Consider the following 18,744-nt stretch of genomic DNA (forward strand, 5'->3'; position numbering starts at 1 on the left):
CATACCTATAACCCTTATGACAAAAACCCTTCTTGCAGCGATCCTCGTCCTCTCCGCCCTCCGCCCGTACGCGCAGGTGGACTCGACCCTGTCGCGTTACGCCGACCGCTACCCCGAAGAAAAGCTGTACCTCCATTTCGACCGCGCTGCCTATAACCGGGGCGAAACGATCTGGTTCAAAGCCTATCTCCTGTCGGGCTTCGCGCCCTCGACCCTGAGCCGCAACCTCTACGTCGACTGGTACGACGCCGCCGGCCGCCTCTTGCGCCACGACGTCGCCCCCATCTACGAAGCCTCCGCCCGCGGCCAGTTCGACATCCCTGCCGCCTACCCCGGCGCGGCCGTCCGCGTGCGCGCATACACGCAGTGGATGCTCAATTTCGATACGGCGTTCCTGTATGACAAGACCATCCCCGTGGCGGGCGCCGCAACCACGCGTGCGACCGCGGGCCCGACGCAACTCACCTTCTTCCCCGAAGGCGGCCGCCTCGTGCGCGGCCTCGCCTCGAAGGTCGCCTTCAAGGCCTGCGACGCCCACGGTATCCCCGTTACCATCAGCGGCGTCGTCCAGGGCAGCGATGGCAGCCTCGTCGACTCGCTGACGCCGGAGCACGACGGTATGGGCAGCTTTTTCATTCAGCCCGCGGCCGGCATAAACTATACCGCGACCTGGACCGACGGCAGCGGGCGCTCCTGGAAATCCCTTCTCCCGGAGATCGCACCCGGCGGCGTCACCCTCCAGGTTCAGCCACGGAATGGCCAGAGCACCGTGATCGTTCGCCGAACGGCCCCCGGCGTCTTCAACCTCGTCGTGCACATGAACCACACGCCCGTCTTCGCGGCGCGGCTGACGCTCGGGGACAAAACGGAGGCGGCCCTCCAGGTGCCCACGGGCGACCTGCCCACGGGCGTCATCCAGTTCACGCTCTTTGACGCGGACTGGAAGCCGCTGGCGGAACGCGTCGCTTTTGTGAACAACCGGCAGCACCTTTTCAACGCCGCCGTTGACGTCATATCCCGGAGCAGCGAAAAGCGCGGCAAAAACGAAATCGAGATCACGGTGCCGGACAGCGTCTTTACCAACCTGTCGGTGTCCGTTACCGACGGCGGGTTGCCTGCCGGCGACGAGACCATCGTCTCGCGTTTGTTGCTCAGCGACGACCTCCGCGGCGCCGTCTATCACCCGTCGTACTATTTTACCCCGGAGGGCGCGAAGCAGATCGACCTGGTCATGCTCACGCACGGCTGGCGGCGTTTCGACTGGGCTTCGCCGTTCCCCGCGATCCGGTACCCGCGCGATACCAGCATGCTCACCATCGACGGCCATATAACGGGTTCGGTCCGCAGCCTGCCCGCGGGCGGGCAGGTGATGCTGGTCCTCCAGGCCAAGGACAGCAGCCGCCAGCGGATCATGCTGCCCGTCGGGGCTGACGGACGCTTTGCGCAAAAAGGCGTGATGTTCTACGACACCGTAAAGGCCTTTTACAAGTTTGCCGGCGGGAGCAGGTATTCCGCGGAGCTGTCGACGGGGCTGCTACCCGCGCAGGGGCCGGTTGCGCCCGTTAACGCGGGCAAAGAAGACACGACGCACCTGGGTTTCTTTGCGACAGCCGAAGCCGCGCGGGCGCAAAAGCAAAAGACCATCGAGCTCCAACAGATCACCATCAACGGCAACCGCAAACGTCCCGTCGACGTGATGGACCAGGAGTATGCCACCGGCCCCTTCAAACGCGACGCCGGTTACCAGTTCGACGTCAAGGACGACCCACTGGCGCAGCACTCGGTCGACATCTTTTTTTACCTCAAACAGGTCGTGCCCGGCCTGGAGGTACAATACAAGGACGCCTATCCCATCCTGCGCTGGCGGCAGACCACGCCCACGCTCTATGTCGACGAGGTCGCCCAGCGGGCCGACTACGTCCAGGACATCCCCGTCAGCGACATCGCCTATGTCAAGGTCTTCCACCCGCCCTTTATGATCGGTCCCATCGCCAACGCCCGCGCGGGCGCGATCGCCATCTACACCCGCAAGGGCAAGGACATCCAGCCCGAGCCGGTAAAGGGCTTGCCCTATGGCCTCCTCGAAGGCTATGCCGCCGAGCGCCAGTTCTATTCCCCCGACTATTCGGTGGAACCGACGGACCAGTCGGCCTTCCTGCCCGACATCCGGCCGACGTTGTATTGGAATCCATACGTATTCCTGGATGGAGGAAGCCCCAGCGCGCGGCTGACGTTTTACAACGACGACGTTAACGGCAGCCTCCGCGTCGTGGTGGAGGGCATGAACGCCCAGGGAAAACTGGTTCATATCGACAAAACCATACCATAAGATGAGGCGAATAGCATGGCTCATGTGGCTGCTCCCGGCAAGCCTGGCGGCGCAGCAAAAGAACGGCGTTGACCCGATAAGCCATTTCGCGGTGATTGGCCGCGGTGAATGCGCCATCGCCGACGGCGTCCTGAAGGCGAAAAACGCCTACGCCTGTTACGGCGACACCGCCGCAAAAGATTATCAATTCACCTTCGAGGCGATGAGCCCCGCCGCAACCCTACCCGCCGGCGACATCCACATCTGCGCCGGCTTCCGCGCCCGCACCCGCGACGACCGCTATGTCTTCGGTCTCAAGGGCGGCAGCTTCAACGCGCTCTACCTGGAACGCCTCGGCTTTATGGGCGCTGACGACTATCTCGCGCTAAGACCGCTGGCATTTACGGTCAAGCCAAACACCTGGTACCGGTTCCGTGTAACCGTAGCCGGCGACCGCATCCGCATATACCTCAACGACGAGAAACTCCCCCGCATCGACGTCCGCGACGCCCTTCTCACCAACGGGCAGGTCACGCTCGGCGGGAGCTATATCGAGACGGAGTTCAGGGACCTCCACATCGGACCCGCTCCATCGTCGGAAGGACCCGCCCGCGAGTTCCCCGGCGAACCCACGGACAAAAACCCGGACCCGCAAGGAACAGACAAGGAACGCCAGCGAAAGGTGGAACGCGTGGCCTACAAACCCATAGACGTACCAACCCTAAAATCCGGCCGCACCGAAGTCTCGCTCGACGGCGCGTGGCTCTTCACCCCCGGCTACGAGCTAACTGACCCAAAAGACGCCACCGATCCCTACAGGAAGGATGAGACGTGGCACGTCCTCGGCGTCCCCAACTTCTGGAACCCCAGCCGCGTCTGGCTCCACGGAGAAAAGTACAAGGACGAAAGCAAGGGCGCCTCCGACAGGTACTACCAACAGGAGATCGACCGCTGCGCGGCGTATACCTTCGACTACACCAAGACCAATGTGGGGTGGTATCGCCAATGGATCACGCTCCCGCGCGGCATTCAAGAAAAGCACGCGGAGCTCTCCTTCGACGCCGTCTCCAAGGTCGCCGAGGTCTGGGTCAACGGCCAGAAAGCCGGCAGCCACATCGGCATGTTCGGCGACTTCACGCTCGACGTGACCCCGTACCTGCACCCCGGCCGCAACCTCGTCACCGTAAAGGTCCTCCGCGACTATGTCCATGACATCCAGAACGCCGACAAGATCGCGGACGTGGCGGTCACCGTAGAGGTGACGCAAAAGATGATCAAGGACCTGGCGCACGGCTTTTTCGTGGATGACCCGGCGGGCATCTGGCAGCCGGTGAAGCTGGTCATAACCGACCCGGTACACATCGGAGATGTGTTTATCCAGCCGGACCTAAAAGGCGCGGCCTTCGACGTAACCATCCGCAATGACGGGGACAAGGACGTGCAAACGTCGCTTCGCACGACGATCCCCGGACTTAAAGACACCGCCCTCGCACCGCAGCTCATCCGTGCCCACGACAGCGCCGTCATAAAATACGCCGTGACCGGCCTCCATCCGAGGCTGTGGTCCCCGGAGGATCCCAACCTCTACGCCTTCCGTTTTTCCGCAGGAGAAGACACGGTAACCATCACCTCCGGTTTCCGGACCTTCGAAGCTAAAGACGGGTTCCTATACCTCAACGGTAAAAAATACTGGTTCCGGGGCGCCAACCAGACAGCCATGCCGCTGGCGCCCAATGACGGTAAGCTGGCGGATAAATTCCTGTCGCTATTCCACGACGCCCACATCAACGCCACCCGGACGCATACCGTCCCCTTTACCGAAACCTGGCTGGCGGCCGCCGACAGGGTAGGGGTAGGCGTTAGCTACGAAGGCACCTGGCCGTGGCTGATGATCCAGGGCACCATGCCCCCAAAACCCCTCATCGACCTATGGGCTGACGAATGGCTCGACCTGCTCCGCAAATACCGCAACCACCCGTCGCTGCTGCTCTGGACCGTCAACAACGAGATGAAGTTCTATGACAATGACCCGGACATCGCGCGCGCCAGCTCAAAGATGCACATCATCTCCGGCGTGGTCAAACGGATGCGGAAGGCGGACCCCACACGGCCAATAGTATTCGATTCGAATTACAAGCGCGGAAAACGCTTCAACCTAAGCGACATCGACGACGGCGACGTCGACGACATCCATATGTACCCCAATTGGTATGACAATTCCATCTTCGACCAGTTCAAGGGCGAGTTCCAAACGCGCAACAAAAACCCCGGCCGCCCCTTGATCAGCCAGGAGATGTCCACCGGTTATTCCAACAACGAGACCGGCCACCCCGTACGGTTTTACACCTTTGTCCACCAAACCGCCCAGGCGCTTGTCGGCAAATACGCCTACGACTATGCCGATCCGTCTGTATTCCTGACGACACATGCCTTTATTACCCGCGAAGTCGCCGAGGCGTTCCGCCGCACGGACGACCAGGCCGCGGGTATCCTCCACTTCGCTGCCATCACCTGGTTCCGTTATGTCTACAACACCGATAGCATACAGCCGTACCCCGTGTATTATGCCATGAAAAAGGCTCTCCAACCCCTCCTCGTCTCCGCGGAGCTCTGGGGCCGCCACTTTTACGGCGGCGACCGGCTGCCGGTGCGCGTGTGTATCGTGAACGACCAGGAGGACGAAGCGCCCGCGACAGTGGAATGGTCGATCGAGTCAGACAAGACGCTGGCTAAAGGCACGATGGAAGCCCCGGCAGTTCCCTACTACGGCCGCCGCTGGCTCACCCCCGCGATCACCCTCCCGGCGGTAGCCGGCCGCGTGAGCGCCCGCCTGGTCCTAAAACTCGTCCGTGACGGAAAAACCCTCTCCGCCAACGACTACGACGTCGTCCTGGCCCCGCATTCCTGGGTCGCCGCCCCTTCCGTATCGCTCCTCGACTACAGCGGCCGCATGGACAAGGTCTTCGACACCCTCCACCTGGCCCACGAGAACTACACAACGCTGAACGCCGCTTTAAGCGTCAAACGACCGCTGGTCCTCGCCGGTCTCAACCCCGGCAATACGACGCCCGATGACATACAAGCTATTAGACAGTATGTCGCAGCCGGCGGCAAAATCCTGGTCCTACATCCCGGTGTCATGGCCTCCGCGCTCTACCCGGAGTACATCAAAGGCGTGTTGAGCTGGAAAGGCGAGGTCATGAACATGGACATCCCCGAATCCCCTGTTTTCGACGGCCTGGCCATCGAAGACATCCGATACTTCAACGACAACCTGCCCGAACCACCGATAACGTGCTCGGGCGAATTCCAGATCGTCCAGAACCCGGCCCTGGAAGCCCCTGCCTCCTTCACCCGCGTCCACGGTTACCTCAACGGCGACCTGGCCCAACGCCAGGCGACGCTGGAGAAGCTGCGCGGCTATCCCATCGCCGTCGTAAGGGACAGGGGTACAGCCATCCTGAGCGAGGTCCTGGTGGAAAAGTCAACAACCGACCCGATAGCGGGCCGGTTGCTGGCGAATATGATAAAGGCGCTCTCGCGGTGAGCCGCGGAGCGGCTTACTCCTTGATAATCTTCTTCACCGCGTGCCATGCCCCAATCTCTACCTGGACAAAGTACATCCCCACCGGCAGCTCCGACGCGTTTACATTCAGCGTCATCTGCTGCTGGTCCTTGTAGGCCGCGACGACCTGGCGGGTGTTCCCGGAAAGGTCCATCACGCGGACGATGGTGTTGCCGGTGCGCCCGTTGGTGATGTTGAGCGTGAAGTTGGAACGGACCGGGTTGGGATACAGCTGGAAAGTAGAGTCCGTGGACACCGACAGGGACGTGTCGGACGCATCCGAACCCGTGGTGGCGAACTGCATCCAGTTGAGGTTCCATTCGGGGGCAGCGGTGGAATAGACCTGGAGGGTCTGGCTCCCCGCCGGTACGGTCACCGATGCGTTCACGGTGGTCCAGGTCTGGAACCCGCCGGTTTTGGGCACCGACACGCTGGCCAGGACGGCGCCCGTGGACGAACGCACCTGGAACGACGCGCCGCTGTTGGGCGTCGCGACCCGGAAACCTACGGTGTAGGTCCCCGAGGAAGCCGCGTCGATGTTATAGTCCATCCAGTCTCTGTTGTCGATATAGTCGACGTTCTGACCGCCGCCGGCATCGGAAGTGCCCTGTGTCGACACGCCGCTCATCGTGCTGTAATTTTCCGCCTGTATGGTTCCCGGGATGTCGCCGGCGTCGCCGCCGCCGGCGAATTCCATATAATTGATGTTCCATTCCGGGGCGGCGTTGGAGAAGAGCTGGAGGGTCTGGCTGCCCGCAGGCAGGGTGACCACCGCGCTGATCGTGGTCCAGTTCTGGAAGCCACCGGTATTCGGCACCGGCACGGTGGCCAGGACGGTCCCCGAGGCGTTGCGCACCTGGAACGATGCACCGTTGTTGGGCGTGGCGACCCGGAAGCTGACCGTGTATATGCCGGCCGCGGCCACGTTTTCGGTATAGTCCATCCAGTCGCCGTTGTCGATATAGTCGACGTTCAGACCGCCGCCGACGTCCGACGTGCCCTGGGTCGACACGCCGCTCATCGAGCTGTAGCTTTCGGCCTGGATCGTGCCGGGGATGGTGGCGCCGGAAGGCGCGTTGCTGTTGAACTGCATCCAGTTGAGATTCCATTCGGGGGACGCCGTCGAAACGACTTGCAGCGTCTGGCTGCCCGCGGGCAGCGTCACCGTGGCGTTGACATTCGTCCAGGTCTGGTAACCACCGGTATTGGGCACCGACACCTTGGCCAGGACCGTTCCGCTGCTGTTCTTCACCTGGAACGACGCGCCGCTGTTCGGGGTCGCGACGCGGAAGGCTACGGTATAGGCGCCCGCTGCCGTCGCGTTGACCAGGTAGTTCATCCAGTCTCCGTTATCTATATAGTCCACATTAACACCGCCCCCCGCGTCGGTCGTGGTCTGTGTCGACACGCCGCTCTCCGAGGTATAGTTCTCCGCCTGCACGGTGCCGGGCAGGGTCACCGAGGTCGCCGACGCGTTGACCGTCACCTGGGTGGTGGCGGTGGCGGTCCTGCCGGTGTTGTCGGTGATCTGCAGGGCGAAAACGTTGGTCCCCGGCGTGTTAAGGCCGCTGACGGTGGTTGTCGCCGACGTGGGGCTGGCGATCGTCGCCTTGGAAGGGCCCGATTGCTGGGACCAGGCGTATTTAGTGATCGTACCTCCCTGTACCTTCGACGCCGAGCCGTTGAGCGTGGTCTGGGTCGTGGGCAGCGTGATCGTCTGGGGGGCGCCGCCGTTAGCCACGGGTACCGTCCCGCCCGCGGGACCGCCGCCGGTGCTGGTATATTGCAACATCCATTGATACATGCTCATCCCGTTCTGGGTGAACGAAGGGTTGTAAAACTGTCCCCAGCAGCAGTGACCGCCCGTATAGGACGTCGTGATCGCCCAGTTGGCGACGTTCTGGTTGCAATACCAGGCCAGCTGGAGCGTGTTCTGGCCCTGCTCGTCGGTCGAACCGAATCCCCAGAACCCGATCTTTTCGGCGGTGATCGAGTCCGCCTGCTCCGGGATCAGGTTCGCGATCCCGTTCTCCGACATCGGCAAAACGGCCGCCACCCGATGTGTCCGGGTGAACCGCAGCTCGTTACCCCCATTGGACATAATGCCCCCGGGGTATTCGCACGCGGTTTCGCCACCGTCGGACAACCCCGTCAGGTACAACCGGGTCGTGTCGATGCGGTAGTGCGCATACAAATAAGAAATAATGTAATCCGCCTCCTGGGCCGTCGTCGACATCTGTATGCCCGGCGGATTGGCCTGGGGTGACACGACGATGAACTTGTAGGACTTCCCGTCCGCGGGGTTCACGAAGCTCGACGGGAACAGACCCTGCGCGATCCAGTAAGCCGGTCCGCCCGAGCCGGAGCTCCCGTATATCGTGACGGGATTCGGGCCGCCTTCCCCCGAACCATGAAAGAACATCAGCAACGGGTACTTGGTGGAGCTCGTTGCATAGTCGTCCGGCAGGTGCAGGATCGCCTGGAAGGTCGTCGTTCCGCTGGCGTTGATGGGAACGGTAATGATGGTTTGATCGCCTTGGGCATGACAAAGCCCGGGTACCAGCAGCAGCAGTACATAGAAAAGGTTCTTCATAATTATTGGTGTGTAGAGTTATGATACATGCAAAGCCCCTTTTTTGCAATTCATTCCATCGCTCAACGCATAATATGCGTGAACAATGGCTGAAAAGCAATCGATAATAAATTGGAAAAAATAAAAGTTGTGTGGAAAGCAGCGTCGAAAGTAAATCAGTATACGGTCTCTTTCATGATTAAGTACGAGGGTTATGATTAAATGTGCAAAGCGGTACACAACCGACAAAAACCATGCTAGAGCGCGCGCGCGTCCGAGACGTTTTTGTAAACAAATAGAAAATATCGTGTAGTAAATTCGTAAGGGGAAAGTACGCCGGAAATGTACGCGGGACCGAATTCTCCATTTCCGATATGTTCCGGCGGTTCGCGCAAACTAGTTTTATGTATAAATACTTTTTACATGAAACAAGATTATCAATGCGAACTAACAGTTGACCGCCACCCGTTAGAGATCTTCGATGCGATCACGCGGGTCTCCGGGCCGGCGCGGTTTACCGGGCAACGGCATGGTCAGCATATACAGCGCGTATATAATATCGAAGGGGGTGGATGTCAATACTTTCAAAGGGAAATACTATATGTTGCTGGAAAAAGGGGCGGCGCCGCCCCTCCAGGCGTTTACACCGGCATCCCCACATGCCCGGTAAGAAAGCGGCTGAGGCTTTCGCCGAAGTGCTCGTTCCAGCCACGTTCGCACTGCTCGTAACACTCGGCCTGCGGCACCAGGCCGTGGTGGGTCATGGTCACCTGTCCGTCCGCGATCTCGAAGACGACCCGCGTTCCGGTCCATTCGGTCGTGTCGGTTAGCCATGGCAGGTAGCAATCGGTGACCAGCCATTCGATCCGGCGATAGGGTGTCATATCGGTGACCTCGAAGGTCACCCAGGTCGTCCCGAAACGGACGGTGAACACGTCGTGCAGGGATTCGGTGTAGCCTTCCACGTGTTTGGCCCATCAGCCGGAAACCTGGTTAATGTCATGGAAAGCTGCCGAAGCGCTCACGGGCGCGCTGATGGTGCGTTGGTAGTTCATATTAATGTGTGATTACGTTTTTTATTTCCGAGTTCCGGTTGCGGAGGTCCAACCCGCCTTCCATGACCGATTTCAAATTGAGGAGGTAAAAGATCCACCCCTTGGTGTCGCCCACGAAGTGCTTTTTGATGGTCTCTTCATCCGTCGGCAGGTTGCTTTCCAGGAGCTGTACGATCGTCTCGTCCTGCTCGGTGTAGATCGAGACGGTCACCGGGCAGTTTTTGGAAAAGGTAAAGCTGAACAAGTCTTTGCGATTGGCCTTGAGGACTTTACCCTTAATCAGCACCACGTCCGGTTTGTGCCGGAAGAAGCAGGTGTACTCGTCCCCCTCCTGTACCGGCTCGTCATCGGCGCGGACCGTGCCATCCGGCGCGGTGAACGTCATTTTCCCGAGGAACCAGGAGTCCAGCCCCCCGGGGGTAGCCCACGCGCGGTAGGCGTTCTCGATACTCGTCCGGACATTGACCCGGAGCTTGAATTCGCTAAAATCCATAGTGGTTATTTTTTATGTAAACAAAACTACAGCCCGCGGGGGCCGGCGGGCATATTGGAAATGGAGAATTTCAGCCCTTCCGGAAGTACGTGGGCGCCTGTCCAAACCTTCCCTTGAATAAAACGCTGAAGGAGAAGGGGCTTTCAAATCCAATCTCGGCGCAAATCTCGTTGATGGTCATATCGCTCCCCTCGAGCAAGGCGCGCGCCCTCCGCAGCTTGAGGTCGATAAGGTATTGATGCGGCGTGATTTGGTAGACCTGTTTAAACATCCGGAGGAAGTGCTGGCTGTTCATCGCCGCCACCGTCGCCAACCTTTCCAGCGACACGTCCCCGTTGACGTTGGCCTCCATCCAGTCCCGCGCCGCCGATATCCGTTTGAAGATTTCGAGCCTGGTGGAAGGCTTGACCACCTGTATGTTTTGCGAACGCATATACGCGTCCTGGTTCTTACGCAACAGGTCCTCGAAAAGCGCGCGCACGGTCATGTCCGAGTCCAGCGCCGCAAACGAGCTGCAGCTGCTCCCCAGCGACACCAGCGAGCTAACGGTATCGAACAAAGCCGGGTCCGCGTGTACCCGTTCCAGGTAGGAAAAGTCGTAGGGCAGCATCTCCATCGTCGCCGGCTCCTCGCCATATTGCAGGCTGAACATCACGAGGTCCGCAAACCTCGTATGGAAAAAAAGCATGACCGGCGCCCCGCCCATCACCGCCAGCCGGCTTCCGCGGTTGACAAAGAAGACTTCCCCTTCTCCAACCGTATGCCGCGCCCCATTAACCCTATACGTCCCTGTGAGCAGCAGCCCGGCCGCCGCGGGGAATTCCGGTGCCGCGGCCGTCGCGCCGGCTCCCACGAACAGATAATGATCCCCATACGCCGGCGGCGTAATCTCCCCGCGGGGATTGAAGTCCGATGGCAGCGCACAAAGGGTCATCTGCGAAAATAAAATTATATTTGACCACCCCCAAATCACCCGATGAAGCCCCGCTACCTCCTCCTCTTATTGCTTGCCGGCTGCCACCCCGCGCCGGATAAAATGCCCGCCACCAATGCCAGTTCCCGGGATACCGCTGCCGTGGCACAGGCCCAGGACACCGTGGCGCCGGCCACCGTACCCGTCGAATGGGCCCGCCTGGTTCGCAACGGCGATACCATCCGCGCCATCGCATTGTATGACACGGCCCCAAAAGGCAATAGCTCGCCGACCTGTTCGACATCGGCGGGTACGATCCGCCCCTCATCCATATAAAGGATAACCAAACCCTGCGGGGAACGGTACGGGACAGGGACGATCTTGTCTTCGAAGCCGGGGACTTTCCCTTCGAGGTATCCCTGAAGGACTACAAAGTCACCTACGATAGGGATACCCAGGCGATTCGCAGTCCTGCCTCCATTCAAGGTTACCTCGATCCATGGCGGTGCGCCCTACGTGCTTCGGAAGGGCGCAGCCATCTTTATCGATACGTTTTACAAAACGACGGGCAAGGTCCGGATCATCATACCCGGAAAGGACACCGTCACCGTAAAGAAAGACGACATTCGGGAAAAAGTGCGGGTCAATGCCGCCGGATAGTTAAGGCTGCAACCACACCACATTCACCTCTTTCGAGCGTCCCTCGCGGTCCAGCTGTAGCATCGCATAGACATTCCGGTCGCGGTCGTAGTCCGACACGCCGAACATCCCGATCTTGTGCTCGTGCTTATCGTTGGGCTGGCCAAAGACGAGGCCGCGCGGGGGCACGATGTCCGTACCTATCAGCGGGAAGTAATACCCGTCGCTTTGGTTGACGTAGATGATGGTCGCGATCTTACCCCGCTTTTCTTCGGCTTCGTTCTTGTCCGCGTCGTTAAAGACGATATAGCTCCTGTCCTTGCCGTAGATGTAGGCAAAGGATTTATAGGTATTCTGGCCGTGCATCTCCGCGGCGGCGCCATCCCGCAGCGAATGATAAAAAGGATGGAGGAGCTGGCCTTCCATCTCCTGCGACTTGGGGATGAAGTAACTGTTGGTTTCGTCGCCCTTGGCGTCATACTGGCTCACGGCCAGGTTACCCAGGATGGTTTTGGTATAGGAGTCGGCCGTGGACGTGGACATGCCATAGAAGGAATGCGGGTTCTCGACCGCCATCTCCTCGAATACCACGGCGAAGCTGCCGTCGGCATTGACGAACAGGTTCTGCGGGATACCGTTGAAGTCGCCCTTGCGGCCGAACATCGATATCGACGCGGCGTTGGCCTTAGCGGGGAAGATGGTCTTGCTGTCGATGACCTTTCCTTCGAACGGATCGATAAAGACCAGGGCGGAGCCAAATACGTTTTCGCTCCGGCCGGTTTGAATGGCCGCCACCATGAGGATCTGCTTGTTGACCGGGTTGTACCGCGTCAGCGCGTACCGGATGTTGAGGTCATGGGCGAAGGGCAGCTCCTGTATGTCCACGCTCTTGGCGCCGGCTTTCAGGTTGGCGATCACGAGCTCGCTTTCCCGGCCACCGTGGCTGGGCGTATTGTGCGCGTACGCGAGCACGCTGACCTGCGCCGAGCCGATCACCGCCATGTCCAGGTAATCCATGTATTTGTACTTATCGCTGGGGGACGTGTAATACGCCCGGTTGATCTCCTTGTTGTCCGGTCCGTACCAGGTGATCAAAATCCGTTTGTTGCGGTCGGATTCGAAACTGTTGAGCATGACGACCGCGTAGTTGTCCGAGTTGGGGTCCTTGCGGACAAAGAAATCGGGCAGCGCCACGTGGCCAAACAAGACACCCATACCTTTACCATAGGTCATCTTGTCCAGCTCGCCGAGCTTGTCGACGGAGAGTTTCTCGCCGTTGTTGCCGTCGATCACGATCCGGTACAGCTCCGGCCGGTGCTCTTCGTAGTTGCAGATCGTCACGACGACGTTCCCGCCCAGCTCAAACACCCCCTTGACGACGGCGTATTTACTTTGATCGAAACCGGGGGCGATGGCCTTGACAGCCTTTTGCTTGTGCGCCGCGTCATAGACCTTGACCTCGATGGCCTCTTTGGCGGGCATGTATAGGTACATGGTATTCCCGTTCTTGAGTTGGATCAGCTTGGCATAGCCGGTCTTGGGTTCTTCGAAGGGGGCGCTTTCGGCGACGGGTTTGAACTGCGCAAAGCAGGGGAGGGAAAAAAGCAGCAACAGCAGCAAGACGGAGGTAAAGCGTGTCATGGGTGCGAAAATATTGGATTTAAAAGAAAATTAGCGGGGAATTAGTGGTCCTGTTAAGGCTGCCGGTTTTGATTTGTGGGAACGATTGTTGCCCCACCATGACTGACCGCCTTTTTGAACAGGAACCGGTACTACTCGCCGAGCTGCGTAAAGATAATAAAAAAGCCTTTGCGTGGGTATATGACCGTTATTATATCGGGCTTTTTTGTTTTGTCCGGCGTTGGGTCCGGGAGCAAAAGGCGGCTGAGGACGTCACCACCGAAACCTTTATAAAATGCTGGGAGCGCCGCGCCCGGTTCGACTCCCTGGACGCCGTCCAGGCCTTCCTCCACGTGACCGCCCGGAACGCCTGTCTCAACCACCTCCGCAGCCTGGCCCGGTCCGGCGCCCGCGAACGGGCATTTACCGAATGGCTGGCGCAGGAGGATCGGGCGCTGGCCCGGGAGGACGGCCCCAGCGAAGACAGCCTCCTGGACCACGTATGTCTGGAGGCGGAACGCCTTCCGCCCCAGCTCAGGCGGGTCTTTAAATTGTCCTTTATCGACGGCCTCTCCAACCAGACCATCGCCGACCAGCTCCACATCAACAACCAGTCGGTCTGCAACCATAAGGCGCGCGCCCTCCAATACCTCCGCGCCGCCCTGGTCAACAAGGATGTGTACAAGCTGTGGCTCCTGACCGCCCTGCTGCAAAAATTCTGGGGGCACTAGCAAAAGTCCCTGCGACGCTGGCAAAAATTTTGGGCGCTGGTTGAGTAGAAAACCTCCTCCGCGGTGTAATCCCTGTAAAAAGGGGATATGCCGACACATTCCGAAAGGATCATCCGACTCATCAGCGGTTACCTGGCGGGCAGCCTGGACGAGGCCGAACGCGCGGAATTAGAGCGCTGGATGGCCGCCTCCGAGCTCAACCGCCGCGCCGTCGAGGACTTCCAGTCGGATGACGCGCTCCGGGCCGCCGACCTCTCCGCGATCCGCGACCGCATATGGGAGCGGCTGGACGCCCATATACCGGAAGCGCGGACCCGGACCTTTCCCGTCTGGCGGTGGGTCGCCGCCGCCGCCGTCGTAGCGGCTATCGTGGGTGTTTTTATGCTCCGCAAAACCGGACCCGCCCCCGCTGCTCCCGTCGCCAAAATCACTACCGATGTAGCCCCCGGCGGTAACGCCGCCATCCTGACCCTGGCCGGCGGTCGCCGCATCACCCTCGACAGCGCGGCCAACGGCCGGTTGACGCAACATGTCGTCAAGGTTTCAGATGGCGCCATTGTCTATGACGCCGCCGCGGACACCCAGACGAACACCCTCACCACCCCCGTCCGCGGTCAATACCACCTGACCTTGTCGGACGGCACGAAGGTCTGGCTGAACGCCTCTTCGTCCATCACCTTCCCCGCAGCCTTCCGGCACGATCGGCGCACGGTGGCCGTCACCGGCGAAGTTTATTTCGACGTCGCGCCCGATGCAACGCGCCCCTTCACCGTCCGGGCGGGCGACGAAACCGTTCGCGTCCTGGGCACTGCCTTTAACGTCAACGCCTACGCCGACGAGGCCTCGGTCAATACCACGCTGGTCGATGGACGGGTCCAGACGGCCGGGGGAACCCTGAAACCCGGTGAGCAGTCCAGGACCTACGCCGACGGACACACCGACAGGCGCCGCGTCAACGTCGGCGCCGTCACCGCCTGGAGGTACGGCAATTTCCAGTTCGACTCCGACGACCTGCCCACCGTGATGCGGCAGCTGGCGCGCTGGTACGGCGTAACGGTCACCTATACCGGCGCGGTCCCGGGCGGCACCTATTCCGGGGAAGTGGGCCGCAACACCCATTTATCCAATGTACTAAAGATACTGGAGCTGAGCGGGCTCCGGTGCAAGGTCGAGGGCAACACCGTCACCGTCCTGCCGTGAAAAACCGACGCGCTGAATAGTCCGCCCTCTGAATGCTTCACGACATGAAAAAGCCGGAAATGCTGCAACATCCCCGGCGAGTATCAGGCAAACAATAGTAAAACCGGTTAAGTATCATTATTGTAAAACCTAACATCTGCTAAGGTATGAAAATTTCACGCCAAGATTGGCTTGCTATGAGATTAACGATCTTTTTTCTGACAGCGGTATTTTGCCAGGTTTCGGCCAGGGGCGTATCGCAGAGCGTCACGCTCTCGGTGAAGGAAGCGTCGCTCAAACAGGTTTTTGCCGAGCTGAAGCGGCAAACCGGCTACCAGTTTTTCTACAAGGACCAGCTGCTGGAGGAGGGCACCCGCGTGGACGTCGACGTCTCGGGCGTACCACTCCGGCAGGCCCTCGACAGCTGTCTCAAGGGACAGCCGTTCACGTACGAGATCGTGGACAAGGTCGTCGTGCTCCGGCACAAGGAGCCCGACAGCCCGCCCGTGGCCGCCCAGCCGCCCCCACCTCCCGTGGACGTACACGGCAGGGTAGTGGACAGCCTCGGTCGCGCGCTCCCCGGTGTCTCGATCATAGTCCGCGGCACAACCAACGGGACCACCACCGATAACGACGGCCGCTTTACGCTGCACCTCCCCGACGCGACGAAGGTGTTCCTCGTCATCTCCTCCATCGGCTACGACACCCGGACTATCGCCCTCGACGGCCGGACCAGCCTGGAAGTCGTGCTCAACCGCGCCGCCGCCACGGGGCTGAACGACGTCATCGTCGTGGCCTACGGCACCCAAAAACGCACCAGCATCACCGGCGCGGTCACGACGGTCGCCCCCGCGGACCTCGTCAAAAGCGCCGAACCGGACCTCAACAACCAACTCACCGGCCGCGCCCCGGGCGTGCGCGTCCAGCAACTCTCCAGCCAACCGGGGCAGTTCGATTCGCAGATCGACATCCGCGGGTTTAGCACCGTTTTGCCGCAAGGCAGCAACATCCTCGGACTCCAGACGGGCGGTCCGCTCTTTGTCATCGACGGCGTGCCCCGCGACCAGGCGACCTTCCAGATGCTCGACCCCAACGAGATCGCCAGCCTCAGCGTGCTCAAGGACGCCACCTCGTCCATCTATGGCGTCGAGGCCGCCAACGGCGTCATCCTCGTGACGACGCGCAAGGGCGCCAACCACCCCGTGGAGGTCAACTATACGGGTTCCTACGGGAAGCAGTACATCACCCGCTATCCCGCTCTGTGTAACGCCTACCAGTACACGCAGCTCTTCGACGAGCAACAGATCAACAGCGCGTACAGCAGCAACGCCCAGCCGCCGGCCGTGATGTACAGCCAGCAGCAGATCGACGAGTACCGGACGGGACAGCTGCCGAGCACCGACTGGCTGCGCGCGGTCATGAACCGGAGCGCCGCGCAGACGCAACACAACCTCAACCTGTCCGGCGGGAGCGAGCACATCCGCTTCTTCCTATCCGGCGGGTATTTCGACCAGGGCGGTTTGTTGTCCTCCAAAATGGAGGAAGGCAAAAAATACAATTTCCGCGGCGACCTCACCGTCGAGATCGCCAAGGGTCTGACCGCCGACGTCAACCTCGGCTTTATCGACAACATCCAGAACCAGCCCAGCTCCGCGGTATGGAGCGTGGTGCGCAACACCTGGCAATTCCAGCCGGTGTATCCCGTCTACGCCAACAATAACCCGCACTACTACAACCACGTCCCCAACAACAATAACGCGAACCCCGTGGCCGTGATCGACCCGGCCCAGGCGGGGTACAACTATACCAACGGGCGGCAGTTCAATTCCACCTTCAACCTGACCTACCGGTTGCCGTTCGTCAAGGGGCTCACCGCCAACGCGCTCTTCGCCTACGACAACAACTACAGCCTCAACAAGAATTTCAACAAGTCCTTTTCCGAATACGACTTCGACTCCGCGGCCAACGCGTATATCGCCGACCCCGGCTTCGGCGGGAACGGCGGGTCGTCCCAGCTGAGCGAGTCCTTCCAGCAGTCCCTCCGCGACGACATCCAGGTCTCGGTGAACTATGACAACACCTTCGGCAAGCACCACGTCAAGCTCCTCGGACTCTACGAGCAGATATACAACCAAAGCGACGGCACCTACGCCCAGGGCGAATTCGTGATCGACGCGCTCCCGCAGCTATCCGCCACCAACCCCGCCACCGCGGGCGTGAACTCGAACTACGCCGCCAACTCCAGCAGCAGTTTTGTCGGGCGCGTGAACTACGAGTACGCCGGCAAATACCTGCTCGAAGCCGGTTTCCGCGAAGAGGGATCGTCCTACTTTCCCTCGGGGAGCCGGTGGGGCTTTTTCCCCTATGGCTCGCTGGGCTGGCGTATTTCCGAGGAACCCTTTATCAAGAACCACCTCAAGTTCATCAACAACCTGAAGATCCGCGGCTCGATCGGCAGGGAAGGGGACGACCAGGGCGCCGCCGCCTCGTTCCCCGCGTTCCTGTCGGGCTACTCGTATCCCCGCGGCAGCTCGGTCTTTGGCTCCGGCGGTTCCTACATCGGCTCGGTGTTCGGGGGCGATGGGCTCGTCAAGGGCGTGGGTTTTGTCAACTCCGTCAACCCCAACATCACCTGGTATACCTCCACCCAAACCGACCTCGGACTGGAAATCACGCTTTGGAACGGGAAGCTGTCCTTCGAGGGCGACGTTTTCCGCAGGGACCGCGACGGTCTGCTGGCCACGCCCATCATCGCCATCCCGGGCACCTACGGTGAGAATCTTCCCCCGGAAAACATCAACTCCGACCGCACCGAAGGCTTCGAGCTTGTGCTGGGCACGACCGGCAAGATCGGCGACATCTCGTACTCGTTCAGCCCGAACATGAGCTTTGCGCGCACCGAATGGCGGCACTACGAGCAAACCGCCCCGCTCAACGCCATCGACAACTGGAACAACCAGCTGTCGCACCGCTGGACCGACCTCGTCTGGGGCTACAAGGTGGTCGGTCAGTTCCAGAACTACCAGCAGATTTATGCCGCGCCCAGCCAGGACGGCGCCGGTAACCGCTCGCTCCTGCCGGGTGATTACCAATACGCCGACGTCAACCACGACGGCCAGATCACCGCCGCCGACCAGACCGTGATCGCTACCGGCGGCGCCAAACCGCTGATCTATTTTGCCGCCAACATCGGCGTCGACTGGAAGGGCTTCGACCTGTCGGTTTTATTTCAAGGCGCGACCATGTACCACCAGACCTACAACGACCAGCTCTCCCGGCCCTTCTACTTCGGCGACTCCGATCCCATCACCGCGTTCTACAACCGCTGGCACCAGCAAAACATGTTCGACCCGAACAGCCCTTGGGTGCCCGGCCGCTACCCCTCCACGGGCCAGCGCGTGAACTATATCGGCAACAACACGGCCACCACCTACGACGCTACCTACCTCCGCCTGAAAAGCGCGCAGCTCGGCTACACCTTCCACGGGCTCACCTTTCAAAAGGTCCGGTTGAAGGCGCTGCGGCTGTTCGTCAGCGGGTACAACCTCCTCACCTTTACCGGCAAGGGGTTGAATTTCGTCGACCCGGAGTATACCGACAGCCGGTTGTACAGCTACAACTATCCGATCACCATGAATGTTACCGGCGGTGTGCAGGTGACGTTTTAAA

12 protein-coding genes are annotated in these 18,744 nt (G+C 60.3%); 7 read left to right on the forward strand and 5 right to left on the reverse strand.

What is annotated here, in order from left to right; translation table 11 throughout:
• Positions 1-16: 16 nt before the first annotated feature.
• Positions 17-2,329, forward strand: coding sequence for a hypothetical protein (locus VL547_RS07135; RefSeq protein WP_325576725.1), 2,313 nt, complete (start codon positions 17-19; stop codon positions 2,327-2,329).
• 1 nt (position 2,330) lies between these two features.
• A complete protein-coding gene (locus VL547_RS07140) occupies positions 2,331-5,855 on the forward strand; it encodes a sugar-binding domain-containing protein (RefSeq protein ID WP_325576727.1) in 3,525 nt (1,174 codons plus the stop codon).
• A 13-nt stretch (positions 5,856-5,868) separates the two neighbouring features.
• Here the strand turns inward: VL547_RS07140 and VL547_RS07145 are convergent, their stop codons facing one another.
• From VL547_RS07145 to VL547_RS07160, 4 genes are all read right to left on the reverse strand, one after another.
• Positions 5,869-8,466: a carbohydrate-binding protein gene (locus VL547_RS07145; protein ID WP_325576729.1), complete on the reverse strand. Its 2,598-nt coding sequence runs from the start codon at positions 8,464-8,466 to the stop codon at positions 5,869-5,871.
• Between the two features lie 620 nt (positions 8,467-9,086).
• On the reverse strand, positions 9,087-9,410 hold the full coding sequence (locus tag VL547_RS07150; protein WP_325576731.1) for a hypothetical protein: 324 nt from the start codon (positions 9,408-9,410) through the stop codon (positions 9,087-9,089).
• A gap of 91 nt (positions 9,411-9,501) precedes the next feature.
• Positions 9,502-9,993: an SRPBCC domain-containing protein gene (locus tag VL547_RS07155; RefSeq protein ID WP_325576733.1), complete on the reverse strand. Its 492-nt coding sequence runs from the start codon at positions 9,991-9,993 to the stop codon at positions 9,502-9,504.
• 70 nt (positions 9,994-10,063) lie between these two features.
• Positions 10,064-10,927 carry an AraC family transcriptional regulator gene (locus tag VL547_RS07160; protein WP_325576735.1) on the reverse strand — a complete coding sequence of 288 codons (864 nt, stop codon included), beginning with the start codon at positions 10,925-10,927 and terminating at the stop codon, positions 10,064-10,066.
• Between the two features lie 42 nt (positions 10,928-10,969).
• On the opposite strand from VL547_RS07160, the gene VL547_RS07165 reads away from it, so the two are divergent.
• Both VL547_RS07165 and VL547_RS07170 read left to right on the forward strand, forming a co-directional pair.
• Entirely contained in the window at positions 10,970-11,242 is a 273-nt protein-coding gene (locus VL547_RS07165) for a hypothetical protein (RefSeq protein ID WP_325576737.1), read from the forward strand.
• A gap of 180 nt (positions 11,243-11,422) precedes the next feature.
• Positions 11,423-11,566, forward strand: coding sequence for a hypothetical protein (locus VL547_RS07170; RefSeq protein WP_325576739.1), 144 nt, complete (start codon positions 11,423-11,425; stop codon positions 11,564-11,566).
• Here VL547_RS07170 and VL547_RS07175 read toward each other — a convergent pair whose 3' ends face one another.
• Positions 11,567-13,186, reverse strand: a complete 1,620-nt coding sequence (locus VL547_RS07175; protein WP_325576741.1) for a hypothetical protein — start codon at positions 13,184-13,186, stop codon at positions 11,567-11,569.
• 98 nt (positions 13,187-13,284) lie between these two features.
• Here VL547_RS07175 and VL547_RS07180 point away from each other — a divergent pair, with 98 nt between their 5' ends.
• The 3 genes from VL547_RS07180 (at position 13,285) to VL547_RS07190 (ending at position 18,743) form a co-directional block, all read left to right on the forward strand.
• A complete protein-coding gene (locus VL547_RS07180) occupies positions 13,285-13,896 on the forward strand; it encodes a sigma-70 family RNA polymerase sigma factor (protein WP_325576743.1) in 612 nt (203 codons plus the stop codon).
• An 87-nt stretch (positions 13,897-13,983) separates the two neighbouring features.
• Entirely contained in the window at positions 13,984-15,096 is a 1,113-nt protein-coding gene (locus VL547_RS07185) for a FecR domain-containing protein (RefSeq protein ID WP_325576745.1), read from the forward strand.
• A gap of 176 nt (positions 15,097-15,272) precedes the next feature.
• On the forward strand, positions 15,273-18,743 hold the full coding sequence (locus VL547_RS07190; protein ID WP_325576747.1) for a SusC/RagA family TonB-linked outer membrane protein: 3,471 nt from the start codon (positions 15,273-15,275) through the stop codon (positions 18,741-18,743).
• Position 18,744 lies beyond the last annotated feature (1 nt).

The organism is Dinghuibacter sp. (assembly GCF_035492835.1).
Lineage (GTDB): Bacteria > Bacteroidota > Bacteroidia > Chitinophagales > Chitinophagaceae > Dinghuibacter.